Source organism: Desulfovibrio cuneatus DSM 11391, from assembly GCF_000430005.1.
Classification (GTDB): Bacteria; Desulfobacterota; Desulfovibrionia; order Desulfovibrionales; family Desulfovibrionaceae; genus Frigididesulfovibrio; species Frigididesulfovibrio cuneatus.
This window is the reverse complement of sequence record NZ_KE387017.1, coordinates 273096-286029: the sequence shown is the minus strand read 5'-3', so window position 1 is coordinate 286029 and position 12934 is coordinate 273096. Positions and strand designations below refer to the sequence as shown.

At 53.1% G+C, this 12934-nt stretch carries 12 protein-coding genes; 9 read left to right on the top strand and 3 right to left on the bottom strand.

Annotated elements, in window-relative coordinates:
* Position 1: 1 nt before the first annotated feature.
* Entirely contained in the window at positions 2-592 is a 591-nt protein-coding gene (locus G497_RS20745) for a cytochrome c3 family protein (protein WP_051258154.1), read from the bottom strand.
* Positions 593-1164: 572 nt separating this feature from the next.
* On the opposite strand from G497_RS20745, the gene G497_RS0113935 reads away from it, so the two are divergent.
* From G497_RS0113935 to G497_RS18385, 5 genes are all read left to right on the top strand, one after another.
* Entirely contained in the window at positions 1165-2133 is a 969-nt protein-coding gene (locus G497_RS0113935; protein WP_027188605.1) for a chemotaxis protein, read from the top strand.
* 420 nt (positions 2134-2553) lie between these two features.
* Positions 2554-2793, top strand: a complete 240-nt coding sequence (gene rpoZ, locus G497_RS0113930; RefSeq protein ID WP_027188604.1) for a DNA-directed RNA polymerase subunit omega — start codon at positions 2554-2556, stop codon at positions 2791-2793.
* A 9-nt stretch (positions 2794-2802) separates the two neighbouring features.
* Positions 2803-3921, top strand: coding sequence for a molecular chaperone DnaJ (gene dnaJ / locus G497_RS0113925; protein WP_027188603.1), 1119 nt, complete (start codon positions 2803-2805; stop codon positions 3919-3921).
* 15 nt (positions 3922-3936) lie between these two features.
* Complete coding sequence (moaC, locus tag G497_RS0113920; protein ID WP_027188602.1) at positions 3937-4419, top strand: cyclic pyranopterin monophosphate synthase MoaC; 483 nt, start codon at positions 3937-3939, stop codon at positions 4417-4419.
* Between the two features lie 101 nt (positions 4420-4520).
* The gene (locus G497_RS18385) at positions 4521-5543 is read left to right on the top strand and encodes an extracellular solute-binding protein (RefSeq protein WP_169727011.1); all 1023 of its coding nucleotides are present in this window, start codon (positions 4521-4523) and stop codon (positions 5541-5543) included.
* Between the two features lie 209 nt (positions 5544-5752).
* On the opposite strand, the gene G497_RS0113910 is transcribed toward G497_RS18385, so the two are convergent.
* A complete protein-coding gene (locus tag G497_RS0113910) occupies positions 5753-6349 on the bottom strand; it encodes a methyltransferase domain-containing protein (RefSeq protein WP_027188601.1) in 597 nt (198 codons plus the stop codon).
* A 446-nt stretch (positions 6350-6795) separates the two neighbouring features.
* A complete protein-coding gene (locus G497_RS0113905) occupies positions 6796-8199 on the bottom strand; it encodes an NAD(P)/FAD-dependent oxidoreductase (RefSeq protein WP_027188600.1) in 1404 nt (467 codons plus the stop codon).
* A gap of 291 nt (positions 8200-8490) precedes the next feature.
* Between G497_RS0113905 and G497_RS0113900 the strand changes: the two genes are divergently transcribed.
* The 4 genes from G497_RS0113900 to G497_RS0113885 all read left to right on the top strand — a co-directional run bounded on the left by G497_RS0113900 (position 8491) and on the right by G497_RS0113885 (position 12880).
* The gene (locus G497_RS0113900; RefSeq protein WP_051258166.1) at positions 8491-9267 is read left to right on the top strand and encodes an ABC transporter permease; all 777 of its coding nucleotides are present in this window, start codon (positions 8491-8493) and stop codon (positions 9265-9267) included.
* A gap of 161 nt (positions 9268-9428) precedes the next feature.
* Positions 9429-10496, top strand: coding sequence for an ABC transporter ATP-binding protein (locus tag G497_RS0113895; RefSeq protein WP_027188598.1), 1068 nt, complete (start codon positions 9429-9431; stop codon positions 10494-10496).
* A 271-nt stretch (positions 10497-10767) separates the two neighbouring features.
* Complete coding sequence (locus G497_RS0113890) at positions 10768-11838, top strand: extracellular solute-binding protein (protein ID WP_027188597.1); 1071 nt, start codon at positions 10768-10770, stop codon at positions 11836-11838.
* A 193-nt stretch (positions 11839-12031) separates the two neighbouring features.
* Positions 12032-12880 (top strand): ABC transporter permease, encoded by an 849-nt coding sequence (locus tag G497_RS0113885; RefSeq protein WP_084516321.1) that lies wholly within the window; start codon positions 12032-12034, stop codon positions 12878-12880.
* Positions 12881-12934: the final 54 nt, after the last annotated feature.

The window sequence follows — 12934 nt, the reverse complement described above, 5'->3', positions numbered from 1 at the left end:
CTTATCTGTGGCAGGTAAAGCAAGCGTTGTTAGCGAAAGCGCGCCCTTTGCCGTCATTGTAGAAGTGGCCTGGGTGCGCGTGGCAATGCTCGCAAGTAGCCATTTTCATGGTAGTTTTGCTGTACCCCGTAAGCACATTCACACTTACTGGCAGGTTTTTATCCAGCTCTTCAAGAGAAGGGTGACACGTTTGGCACAAGCGCTGCGGATTTTCCGGGGTACCAAGGTTCAGGTTCCCCTTCATGGTCAGGTGGCAGCTAAAACAGCGCTTGTAGTGGGCAGCATGGCTGAAAAATACGTTGTCTGGCTGTTTTTGGTGAACAATCCAAGGCACTTCCTGCCCAGTCATCACATAATTTTTGATGAAGTTCACTTCCGCCTCACGCGCACGGCGGGTTTCAGAACTGTTAGGTTCCGGGGTTTGCAGCGAGTCGAGGCCCGCATGGCAGGAATTACATGCATCCAGCCGTGGCAAGCCATTGAAGGAACCGTCTGCAGCAAAGGTGTGGCAGGTGTCACAACTCAGGCCAGCAGTTTCCACATGTGTTTTGTGGGTAAAAAAGATAGGTTGTTCTTTCTGGCTGAAGACCATTCCCGGGAAGACCCACCAGCCAAATGCCAGAGCCACCGCTATGCCGAGTAAAAACGGCAACGGGTTACAACAACATTTTGAACGGCAAGCCTGACTTTCCTCGCAGTGCTTGTTTTCATCCATGCCCTTGCCTCGCAGCTTGTTTAATGGTGAAAAAAAAGGAATGCACGCTTGTGGCAGCGAACTCTTCCCAAAAAAATAATACCAAAAAATCTAACCTTGTGAAAATACGTAGTTAGTAACTTAAACGCTCCTACCTTATACTGTCAAGGGCATTTTGCTGAGGGGAGAGGCGCATGAGCAGTTCCCTGCCATGTACCCCAGAAAATACCCACAACTTTATTATAGTAATCGCATAATAGCCTAGCCTGCCATAGCGCAAAATAATTCTTCCACCCTTCTGGCAAAAAAAACCATTAATCTGCTTGTGTTCTTCTCAAGTTTTTATATATTCTACCGATATTACATGTAAGCCTGCTGTTAGCACACCTGCAAGCATTGTGCAGGCACCCACAATAACGTCTTTACTCAAAAAAGGCCGTGCGCCAGCACAACGACGAGGAGCGCATTGCATGACGCAAACCAATATTCTTCTGGAAGCCGGAACAAACGAGCTTGAAATTGTTGAATTTTACCTTGACGAGGTAGACGGCCCCGACGGCAAGCCCTATAAGGGCTACTACGGGGTGAACGTTGCCAAGGTACTGGAAATTATCCGCATGCCCAAAGTAACAGAACTGCCTGAAGTGCGGGACAAGTCTGTGCTGGGGGCATTCAACTTGCGCTCGCAAATTATTCCGCTGGTAGACCTTGGCCGCTGGCTGGGGAAAAAACGCATTGCCTCCGATGTTTCCAAGGTTATTGTTACGGAGTTCAACAACGTCACCACGGCCTTCCTCGTTTCCGGGGTGAACCGCATTCACCGCATTAGCTGGGAAGAAGTGGAAGCCCCAAACATGTATGTTTCAAGCCTCACCCAAAACACCATTACAGGTGTGGTGAAGCTTGAAGGGCGCATTATCTTTTTGCTGGACCTGGAACGCATTGTGGGCGACCTGAACCCCCAGCTTGCCCTGCGCCTGGACACTGCCATTGACTGGAAGAAAGGGGCCCGTTACCGCGCCCTGGTGGCAGACGACTCCACCGTTATCCGGGAAATGCTGAAGGACTTCTTGCAGCAGGCCAACTTTGATGTGGAAGCCGTTACCAATGGCCGCGACGCCTGGGAACGCCTGTTAAGCATTAAGCGCAAAGCCGAAGACGAAGGCAAACCCGTGGAAGACTTCCTCCAGTGCATTGTTTCCGACATCGAAATGCCGCAAATGGACGGGCACAACCTGTGCAAGCGCATAAAAGATGACCCTGTACTGAAAAACCTGCCTGTGCTGCTGTTTTCCTCCCTTATTACCGACAAGCTGCGCCACAAGGGCGATGCAGTGGGAGCAGATGAACAGATTTCCAAGCCAGAAGTAACAGCCCTGGCCCAAAAGGCTATTCGGCTTATTGAAAAGCAGGCAGAAGCACGCGCAAAACGCACATAATTGGCGGCACAGCCCCAAGGCACTACGCAAGCCCCTGCCCCCTTACAAAAGTAACGCCATTCACCACCAAGCCGCCACTGGGCGGCTTTTGGCGTATTACACACTGCATAATGAAACAAAACACCGTATTTTACCCACACCTGCCTTGACATCCTCTTTTATGTGCTTTAGCTTTGACTGTTCACCCCACTAAACACACTTAGGCTGTTTGGGAGTTCCTTCCATTTTAAACCGAGGAAGCGCTGGTTGTGCCCGCATAATCAGCCCTTGCCCTATAAAAGCGAATAATCGCTACGGGAAATAACGCTAACGCCTAGCCCCCAGAAGGCATGTCCTTTCTGCAGGTGTTTTTGTTTCCCTTCGCTCAAAACCATAAGGAACCACCTGAACAGTGTTTCCTTCAATGCAACAGGAGGCTGTATGGCCCGCATTACCGTTGAAGATTGCCAGGAACGCGTCAACAACCGCTTTCTTATGGTGCAAATGGCCATCAAACGTGTCCGCCAGTTTCGGGAAGGCTACGACCCCCTTGTGGAATCCAACAACAAAGAAGTGGTAACTGCCCTGCGCGAAATTGCCGCTGGCAAAGTGCAGCCCGACGACCACACCTACTATAGCCCCCTGCCTGAGGGCACCATTCTTGAACCTAATGACGAGTAAGCTACTGCAATGATCCGCCGCGACTATTATGAAATTCTCTCCATTACCCGCACCGCCACGGATGAAGAGATAAAAAAAGCTTACCGCCAAAAGGCCATGGAATTCCACCCGGACAGGAACCCAGACGACAAAGAAGCAGAAAACTTCTTTAAAGAAGCTGCGGAAGCCTATGACGTGCTGCGTGACCAGGAAAAACGCGCCCGCTACGACAGGTTCGGGCATGACGGGGTGAATGCCGGGCAAGGTGGCTTCAGCTCCAATGAAGATATTTTTGCCCATTTTGGCGATATTTTTGGCGACCTGTTCGGCTTTTCCATGGGCGGGCGAGCAACCCGTAACAGGCCCCAGCGCGGGGCAGACCTGCGCTACAACCTGAACATCAACTTCCAGCAGGCAGCCAAAGGCGATGTGGTAAGCCTGAAAATTCCCCGCCACATCACCTGCGCCGAATGCAACGGTAGCGGCGCAGCCAAGGGCTCCAGCCCGGAAACTTGCCGCCAGTGCGGTGGCAGCGGTCAGGTGCGCCACAACCAGGGGTTCTTCCAGGTAAGCATTCCCTGCCCCAGCTGCCATGGGCAGGGCACCGTTATTACCAGCCCTTGCAGCGCATGCCGCGGCAAAGGGGTGCAGCGTGAGGTGCGTGAACTTTCCGTTACTGTACCCGGCGGGGTAGATAACGGAAACCGCCTGCGCCTGCGCGGTGAAGGGGAAGCAGGAGCCAACGGTGGCCCCCCAGGGGACCTGTACGTTGTGCTTTCCGTGGAAGACGACAAAACCTTTACCCGAGAGGGGCAAAACCTGCTGCTGGAACAAAATATTTCCTTTGTGCAGGCGGCCCTTGGGGCAAAACTCACCGTTCCCACGCTGGATGAACCCATTACCCTGGAAATTCCCAAAGGCACCCAGAACGGGCACATTTTCCGTATTGAAGGAAAAGGCTTGCCCTACCCCAATCGGGGCACCTTTGGCGACCTGCTTATAGGCATAAATGTGGTTACCCCCACCCACCTTACGGCAAAGCAGGAAGACCTGCTGCGCGAATTTGCCAAAATGGAAGAAAAAAAGCCTTTGAACAAGGCCAAGAAAATCATTAAAAAAGTGGGCAAGGCCATGGGCCTTGACGACTAGAGCAACGGTGCAGATATGGAAGGTTCACGCTTTTCACACATGGATGAAGATGGTGCAATAAGCATGGTGGATGTGGGCCATAAAGCCCAAACACAGCGCACGGCCATTAGCCGTTGTAGTGTTGTGCTTTCCCCCGCCACATTTGCCTTGTTGCAGGAAAAAGCTCTGCCCAAGGGCGACGTGCTGACCACAGCAAAAATTGCGGGAATTATGGCGGCAAAGCGCACCCATGAACTGATTCCCCTGTGCCACCCCCTTGCTCTTTCCTATGCCGATGTGCGGTTTGAACTGGACGCCCAGAACAGCACCGTGCATATTGAGGCAGAAGCCCGCACGGCCGGGGCCACCGGGGTTGAAATGGAAGCCCTTACGGCTGTGCAGGTAGCGGCACTTACCATGTACGACATGTGTAAAGCCGTACAAAAAGACATTATTATCACCAACTGCCGCCTTGTGTATAAAAGTGGTGGTAAAAGTGGTGAATTTCGGGCAAAATAAATATTCCCTTTTTTGCCTTAGCGGTTACATGGCTGCATAACACCCCAATGTTGTTCTGGCAGCCTTTTGGCGCAGGTACATGGCTTGCGCACCACATTCCCATGGCACAGTACCAACAGTATTACGGAGCGGTTATGCCTTTGCGCCTGTTCACCATTCTTGTATGCCTTTGCTTTGCACTGCCTTCAGCGCAGGCTGCCACCCAACTGGTTGTGTACACAGCCATTGAACCTGAGCTGCTTCCCCTGTATACCAAGGCCTTTGAAGAAGAAAACCCCGATATTTCCTTGCACTGGGTGCGCGATTCTGCCGGAAACATTCTGGCAAAACTGCTGGCTGAACGTAACGCCCCCAAAGCGGACGTTGTTTTCGGCCTTTCCCTCAATGCCCTTATGCGCCTGAGTGACGAAGCTATGCTCGAACCGTACATCACCCAGGGTTTGGAAGCTGTTTCCCCGCAAATGCAAGACACCGCAGAAGAGCCCGTGTGGACAGCCTTGAACGCCTGGGGTGGGGCCATGTGCGTGAACACGGAAGAATTACAGCGCCGCAACCTGCCTGTACCTGCTGCATGGAACGATTTGGCAAAGCCTAAGTACAAAGGGGCCATTAGCATGGCCAGCCCTCTTTCTTCCAGCACTGCCCTGCTCAATGTGAATGGCTGGCTGCAACTGTGGGGAGAAAAAAAGGCTTGGAAATTTATGCAGGCGCTGAACAAGAACATTGCCAGCTACCCGAACCACGGGTGTCAGCCCTGCCAAATGGCTGCCAAAGGCGAAATTGCCATTGGCATTGCCGCAGAAACATGCGTCAATGTGATGGACAACAAGCCCGCAGCCTTGCAGATAATCCAACCCGGTGAAGGCATTGGCTGGGACTTTGAAACAGCCGCCCTGCTGAAAAACAGCGCCCACCCGGAAGAAGCAAAAGCATTAATTGATTTTGCCGTTTCCCCGCAAGCTGCCGACATTGCCATTGAATTCGGCTTTATTCCTTCCCTGGCAGCCAAACAAACCGCAGCGAGTAAACGAACTCTCAGCCTGTTCCTGCCCATAGACCCTGAAAAAGCAGGCGCTGCAAGAGAAGCTATTCTTAAAGAGTGGGGAAAGCGATTTGGCAACTAGAGCAATTTCACTTTGAAATGCCCAGTGGACGCGCATTTGTATGAAGTAGTTCATACCTACCAGGGATAAATGACTACAACGTTTCAAAGGTAATATGCTCTCGCGGTTGAGAACTGACACAACCGCAGCCCCACTTGCACCAATACAAAAAAACAACGGCTTTTCCCCAACTGAAGGGGAAAAGCCGTTGTTGCATTTACATAGGCCCTTTAGCCGAAGTGCTTGTCAGCCAAAGCCCGCAGTTCGTCTTCAGTGCATTCTTTCTTGGTGGCAATGGCCCCAATGGTGAGAATATCCGGATTACGAGCTGCCCAAATGGAAGCAAAGCCCACCTGAGCCAGAGTGCCTGTAAGCGCCTTACTGGTGAAGCCGCAATGGGTGGCAAACTGCAATTGCCCGGCAGCCAGGGCAGGCCGGTAGCCATACAGCATGTCAATGGGGGCCACCGGGCCAGCGGAAGAAGTGTACACCGGGTCAAGGTATTTATCTTCTGCCACAAGGCTGCAAATGGTTTGCATGTCTGCGCAGGTTACAATGAAGTAACCGTCATCTTTCAATACGCGCATAATATTTTCCAGGGCCAGAATAACCTCGTGGGGGTACAAACGCTCCAGGGAATGGCTGGTAATAACAGCATCCATAGAAGCATCTTCCACCTTGTCCATTTCCAGCAAAGAGCCCACAACGTCTGGCTTGTTCACATCAGTAGGGTCAAGGCGCACTTCAACCCAGTCATCTTGAGCAAACAGTTTCGTGGTACGTGTTTTATCAGCATTGCCGCAAATGGCGTGAAGAAAACGTGGCATAGTACTCTCGTTTTTTTAAGGTAAATGGGTAGAAAACAGACAGGCATCCATGGACTAAAATACTGGGGGGTGCGGTATTAAGCCGCAATATTGTTACGCGATGGAAAACAGCATGCAGAAAGAAAGGGCGTACATGCGCAATAGCCGTAGCAAAAAAGCTGGGAGCAATTACTAATGAAATAAGCCAATGTATTCTGCAAGAAGTTTACAAAAGCCCGCTATAAGGCAAGCCGTATGTGGCTCGTCAAATAGGCGTAGGCGAGCTTGCTCGCCATTAAACGGCTATTTCAGGTGGTAACTGCTCTAAATAAACGCCCCGCATGGTGCTTTCTTGCGGTTAATAAATAATAGCATGCTTTCAAGTACGTTGACAAGTCTGCATAAAAGAAACCCCGCACAGCAGTTGCAAGCTGCCATGCGAGGGAAAAAGCATAGTAATTACAGCGTTACAATGGTTTCAGGCGTTGGGTTAACACCTTGGCGGGAATAATGCCTGTGGCAGCCGCCGCCACAATATTTCCGGAAACGCCAGGGCCATCACCCGCGACAAACAGCCCCTTGATTTTTGTTTCCAGGTTATTGTCGCTTTCTACCTGGGTAGCAAAAAACTTTATTTCCGGGGCGTAGAGCAGCGTTTCCTCATTGGCAACCCCTGGCACAACTCTGTGCAGTTGCTCCAGGCCGTCCACAAGGTTGGTGACAATACGCTCCGGCAAGGCCATGGCAATGTCCCCTGGGGTCACGTTTTTCAGGGTGGGTTCAATGTACCCCTTATTAATGCGGTTCCAGGTGGAACGCCGCCCGCGCTTCAAGTCGCCAAAGCGTTGCAGCAGGGGCTTGCCGCCACCAATAAGGGTGGCAAGCTTGCCAAGCGCCACGCCATAGCCCTGGTTGTCGGAAACCGGGTCTGTCAGCACCACCTTGGAAAGAAAGGCAAAGTTGGCATTTTCCGACTTGCTGTGCAAAAAGGCATGGCCGTTGACGCACACAAAATCCTGGTAATTTTCCAGGGCCACAAAGCCTTGGGGGTTGGTGCAAAAGGTACGGGTTTGGTCGTCATACTTGTTGGTTTGCACAAAAAACGTGGGGTCATAAATAATGTTGGTCAGGGAATGGAGAATGTCTTTATGCACTTCTACCCGCACCCCTACCTCAATGCCGCGCTGGCTTACAGGAATGGCAAACTTGCGGGCCACTTCGCCTACCCAATCTGCCCCAACCCGCCCAGGGGCCAGAATAACGGCCCTGGCAAGAATTTCACCATGGGAGGTGACAAGCCCGCGCACTTCATTTCCTTCCACCAGCACATCCTGCACAAGGCAACGGGTCAAAATATCCACCCCGTTTTCTTCCAGCCAAATGCACATGGTGTCAATGTGCCCTGGCAGGCAGTCGCTACCAAGGTGCTTTTGCTTGATAAGCAAAAGGTCTATGCCGCAATGCTTGGCTTTTTGGCGAATGTCCACGGCTGCGTCCATGTTACTGGGGTACACCGGGCCATCCATGCCAAACTGGTTGAAAATTTCCTCAGTTTCCACAATCAAAGCTTCAGCTTCTGCCTTGCCCAGGAATTGGGTAAGGTCTGTTTTGCCCAGCTTATGAATAAAATTCAGCTTGCCGTCGGAAAACAGGCCAGCCCCGCCCACCCCGGCAAGAATATGGCAATTGGGTTTGCACTGCACGCACTGGCCTGTTTTGGCAATGGGGCAGCGACGTTTTTTCACGCTTTCGCCTTTATCTATAAGGCACACACGCAACTTGCTATTCTTGGCCAGCCAATAGGCGGCAAAAAGCCCGGCAGGGCCACCGCCCACAATGGCAACATCATACTGCATTGATTTCTTTTCCATATATTTTGGCAGCACTTCGCTGCGCACTCCTTTCTATTGTACAGAACATTTTGGCAAAGAGAATGCCCTTCGTCAAGGGGAAGGTGAACGCTGAACAACCAGCACAGAGCACTTGCAAATATGGGGTGCGTTGCCATCAAATTGTCACATTTCTCTGCCAAAGGGTGTACAGATTTATCAAAAATTTGCCCATGTTTTGTGGCATTTGTGTTGTTTGCATTTGACAACGCCATTTGCTACAGTGCGCTCACATTACCCATGGCAGCCTGGCTGCCTGCACAAGGAACAATAATGGTTATAGGCATTTACCTGCTCTACATTTTCCTTCCCATCATATTGCTCATTGTAGGCTCTTTTGGTGAAAGTTGGACAAACACCCTCTTGCCCACCGGGTTCAGCCTGCGCTGGTACCTGGATGTGTGGCACGACCCAAGCTTTCGCCGGGCATTCCTTATGAGCCTGTATGTGGCCCTTGGCACCAGCGCCATTGTTACTGCCCTTACGGTGCCCCTGGCCTATGCCCTTACCCGCAGCATGGGGCGCACAGCCACACTTGTTGCCCGGCTGGTAGCGGTTATGCCCATTGCCGCCCCCCCTGTGGTGCTGGGCTTTGGCTATATCATCATTTTTTCCACCGACACCTTCCCCTGGCTTGGCACCACCGCCCTTATAGTAGCGGCCCATGTGGTAACCACCCTGCCCTACATGTTCCAAACCCTGGTGGCAGACATTCGCCACCTGCACCTGGACAGGCTGGAACTGGCGGCAGAATCACTGGGGGCCAGCTTTGGGCAGCGTTTTTTCCACATTGTGCTGCCCTCCCTGCGGCACAGTATTCTGGCTGGGCTTGTGGTGGTAAGTGCCATTTCCATTGGTGAATTTCAGGTAACCAACCTCATTGCCGGCTTTCTGAACAGAACCTACCCCGTGGTCTTGTTGCAGGCATTTTATGGGGCCACAGGCTTTGCCTGCGCTACCACCGTTATTCTGTTATTTCTGGCAGCCATTGGGGCCGGGGCAGGCGCACTTACCGCCCGCGCCGCGGCCCGAGCTAAAGAGAGTGTTTAATGCTGTCCGGCTGGCAAGCCGGGTAGCATTGGTGTCATTTTGCTTGCAAAATGACACCGCGTAACGTGTCGTTTACCTTTAGCCTACTCCTTTTTGCCCCTCATGTTGGTGGAAAGCTTGTACTAAAGTAAAATTGAGTCAAATAATATTGAGAGTATTTCATGAGCATCGATATTGAACAGTGCAACTTCCAGTACCCCGGCACAGGGGTGGGCGTGTTTGATGTTTCCATCAACGCCGCCCAAGGTGAACTTATTGCCGTTATTGGGGCAAGCGGTTCCGGCAAAACCACCATGCTCAAGCTGGTGGCAGGGTTTGAACAGCCAGATAGCGGGTGCATTCGCGTTAACGGGCAAGACGTAACCCACGTACCCGCGCGGGAACGCAACATGGGGGTGGTGTTCCAGTCGTATGCCCTGTTCCCCCTTATGTCCTGCCTGGACAACGTGGCCTACCCTCTGAAAATTCGTGGTGTTTCCCAGGCCGAGCGCCATAAGCGTGCCCTTGCCATGCTGGACCGGGTGGGGCTGGGGGCCTTTGCCCGGCGCTTTCCCGGCAGCATGAGCGGCGGGCAGCAGCAGCGGGTTGCCCTTGCCAGGGCGCTGGTATTCAACCCTGTGGTGCTTTTGCTGGACGAACCCCTTTCCGCCCTGGATGCGGGCCTGCGGGTGGAAATGCGCAGCCAGATTTGCGAATTGCAGCGCGAACACGGCATAACCGCCCTGCACGTGACCCACGACCAGGAAGAAGCCCTTTCCATGGCCACCAAAATTGCCCTGATGCACCAGGGGCGCATTGTGCAGCTTGCCTCCCCGCAAGAACTATATGACAACCCCAATTCGCGGCTGGTAGCCGCCTTTGTGGGCCAGGCCAACCTGTGGGAAGGCACCGTTACCAGCCAAAGCCGGGTGGATGTTGGCTTTGCCACCTTAGCATGTGAAATTGGCGCTTATAAGGAAGGGGCAGCCGTTACGGTGCTGGTTCGGCCAGAGCATGTGCAGCCCTTACAGGAACCAGCCAGCGCAAGCCCAGGCTTGTGCCCCAACACATTCCGTGGACCACTGGCAAGCGACACATTTTTGGGTGCCCTGCGCCGGTTTGAACTGGCCGCAGAAGGGACCAGCGCCCGCATTCTGGGGGAAACCACCGCCAGAACCCCGGTAGGGTGCATTCACATAGACCCGCACCACGTGCGCCTGTTACCGCCAGGGGATATTCCCCTGGCCTAAGGAAGCGCTGATTTATTCCGTTTGGCAGCGGTACTTTCTCCGCTCGGGCATCGCTGGGAAGTGCGGTGCAGCAAAGCTGCCCGCAGCCTTCGCCCTCACTCCACGGCTCGCTACGCTCGCGACTGCCGTCAGCTTTAGGGGTACTTTCATGAAAGGAAGAGTCCATTAAAAAAAGTGTGTGCCTTGCCAAACGAAATAACTGAGCGTTTCCCACATGCCAATCAACCAATGTTTCCCCACTGCAACCCATAAACCCAAAAAGGAACTACGTATGATACGCTACGCCGCAACCCTGGCAGCAGCCCTGCTGCTTGCCCTGCCCTTGTCTGCCCAGGCTTTTGAAGGCGCGGAACTCTACCCCGGTGAAAAAGCCCTATATGAAGCCGCCAAAGAAGAAGGCATGGTTGTTTCCTTTGACACAGGCCCCACCTGGGCCAACTGGGGCAATCAGTTCAAGGCCTTTAAAAAGCGCTACCCGGAAATTGAGCTGGTAGCCAACGACCTTGGCTCCGGCGCCACCGTGGTGGCCCTGGATAAAGCCCGCCGCCGCCCCCAGGCTGACACAGCCTACTATTTTGCCCAGTCTGCTGTAGATGCCAAGGGAAAAGGTGTGCTTACCGGGTTTAAGCCCGTGAATTTCGACAAGCTCCCCGCCGCTTTTAAAGATAAAGACGACGAATGGTTTGTGGTACACCAGCTTGTGGTAGCCTTTTTGGTGAACAAGAAGCTGGTGCAAAACGTGCCCCAGTCCTGGGAAGACCTGCTGAAGCCCGAATACAAAAACAGCATTGTGTACCTTGACCCCCGCTCCACCGGGCAGGGCCAGGTACTGACCATTGCCGCAGCTTATGGGGCTGGCGGTTCTGTGGACAACGTCATGCCCGGCATTGATTACCTTGCCAAGTTGCACAAGCTAGGCAACGTGCAGCGTACTGAAGGCACCACCCCCTATGCCAAGTTTATTAAAGGGGAAATTCCCATTTGGATTGCCTATGAAGGGGACGGCCTGAAAGCAAAACTGCTGGACGGCATGGGCGACGACATTGCCGTGGTTATTCCACGTGAAGCCAGCGTGAGTGCCCCCTACGCCATGAGTCTGGTAAAAAAAGGCCCCAACCCCAACGCCGGGAAGCTGTGGCTGAACTTTGTCATGTCTGAAATGGGCCAGCAGATTTTTGTGGATGGCTACGTGCGCCCCTCTGTGCCGGGTGTGGAAATTCCTGAAGCCATGAAGCAGTATATGCCCGAAGCCCCCCAGGTGCAGCCCCTGGATATTATCAAGTCTTCCCAGGCCAAAAAGACTATTGATGAAGCGTGGACCCAAAAAGTACTTGGCAAATAAGCGCTGAGTTTTTCCGTTTAGCGTTGTTGCTGCATGTTTTTGAAAAGGGGGCAGGGCCAAAGAGCCCACCCCCCCTTTTCAAAAACACTTGCGCCTAGCCAAACGAAAAAACTCAGCGTTTCCCAAACACGAGTAACGCAGTGCTTTCTCAACCTTATTCTCTTTTCTTTTTACTTGCAGCAGGACCCACCGCATGAGCGCCAGCCAGAACCGTAAACTCCCTCTATTCCTTCTTCTTGCCGCACCGGGTTTTATTACCCTGGCCATGTTTTTTGTGCTGCCCCTTGGCAGTGTGCTTGGCTCACTTGTGCAAGATGGCGGGCAGGCCCTGTTACGCCTATGGCAAGACCCCCTGTTTTTGCGTGGTTTACAGGGCAGCGTAATGCTTGCCATAACCGCCGGGGCGCTTTCCGTTATTGTGGGGCTGCCTGTGGCCTTCAAGCTGGCCCGCATGAAGGAAAGTGCACGGCTGCTGGTAATGTTCTGCATTTCCCTGCCCCTGACCTTTTCCGGCCTTATTGTAGCCTACGGATTTATTTTATGCTTTGGCCGCTCCGGTTTTATCACCCTGCTGCTGGCTGAAGTAGGCGTTTCCCCGGAATGGGTAGCAGGCCTTGTGTACAGCCCTGTGGGGTTGGCCCTGGCTTACTGTTACTACCTTATTCCCCGCGTGGTGCTGCTGCTGTTGCCGGTTGTGAGCAATTTCGACACCCGGCTGCTCACGGCTGCCACCTCCCTTGGGGCTTCACGTTTTGCCGCCCTGCGCGATGTTCTGCTGCCGGAAATGATGCCCACCCTTAAAGTGGCCTTTTTCCTGGTGGCAGCAGTGGCCTTTGGTGCTTACGGCACCGCCCTTGCCCTTGTGGGCTCGCAAGTAAATATTCTGCCCCTGCTGTTGTATAGCCGCATTTCCGACACGGGCAGCGACTTTCCCCAGGCTGCGGCCATTTCCCTGGTGCTTTTGGGCGTGTGCAGCCTGATGATGAGCGTGGCGGAAATGTCTGCGTTGCGGCATGAACACCGCAAGCACGCCGAGAATTAGGGAAACGCTGATTTATTCCTTTTGGCGGCGTGACCTTTTTTCGCTCCAGCATCG

Excerpts from the sequence above, each read along its gene's own strand:
- G497_RS20745 (WP_051258154.1), bottom strand. The coding sequence starts at position 592 with ATGGTCTTCAGCCAGAAAGAACAACCTATCTTTTTTACCCACAAAACA.
- G497_RS0113935 (WP_027188605.1), top strand. The coding sequence starts at position 1,165 with ATGACGCAAACCAATATTCTTCTGGAAGCCGGAACAAACGAGCTTGAA.
- rpoZ (WP_027188604.1), top strand. The coding sequence starts at position 2,554 with ATGGCCCGCATTACCGTTGAAGATTGCCAGGAACGCGTCAACAACCGC.
- dnaJ (WP_027188603.1), top strand. The coding sequence starts at position 2,803 with ATGATCCGCCGCGACTATTATGAAATTCTCTCCATTACCCGCACCGCC.
- moaC (WP_027188602.1), top strand. The coding sequence starts at position 3,937 with ATGGAAGGTTCACGCTTTTCACACATGGATGAAGATGGTGCAATAAGC.
- G497_RS18385 (WP_169727011.1), top strand. The coding sequence starts at position 4,521 with ATGGCACAGTACCAACAGTATTACGGAGCGGTTATGCCTTTGCGCCTG.
- G497_RS0113910 (WP_027188601.1), bottom strand. The coding sequence starts at position 6,349 with ATGCCACGTTTTCTTCACGCCATTTGCGGCAATGCTGATAAAACACGT.
- G497_RS0113905 (WP_027188600.1), bottom strand. The coding sequence starts at position 8,199 with ATGGAAAAGAAATCAATGCAGTATGATGTTGCCATTGTGGGCGGTGGC.
- G497_RS0113900 (WP_051258166.1), top strand. The coding sequence starts at position 8,491 with ATGGTTATAGGCATTTACCTGCTCTACATTTTCCTTCCCATCATATTG.
- G497_RS0113895 (WP_027188598.1), top strand. The coding sequence starts at position 9,429 with ATGAGCATCGATATTGAACAGTGCAACTTCCAGTACCCCGGCACAGGG.
- G497_RS0113890 (WP_027188597.1), top strand. The coding sequence starts at position 10,768 with ATGATACGCTACGCCGCAACCCTGGCAGCAGCCCTGCTGCTTGCCCTG.
- G497_RS0113885 (WP_084516321.1), top strand. The coding sequence starts at position 12,032 with ATGAGCGCCAGCCAGAACCGTAAACTCCCTCTATTCCTTCTTCTTGCC.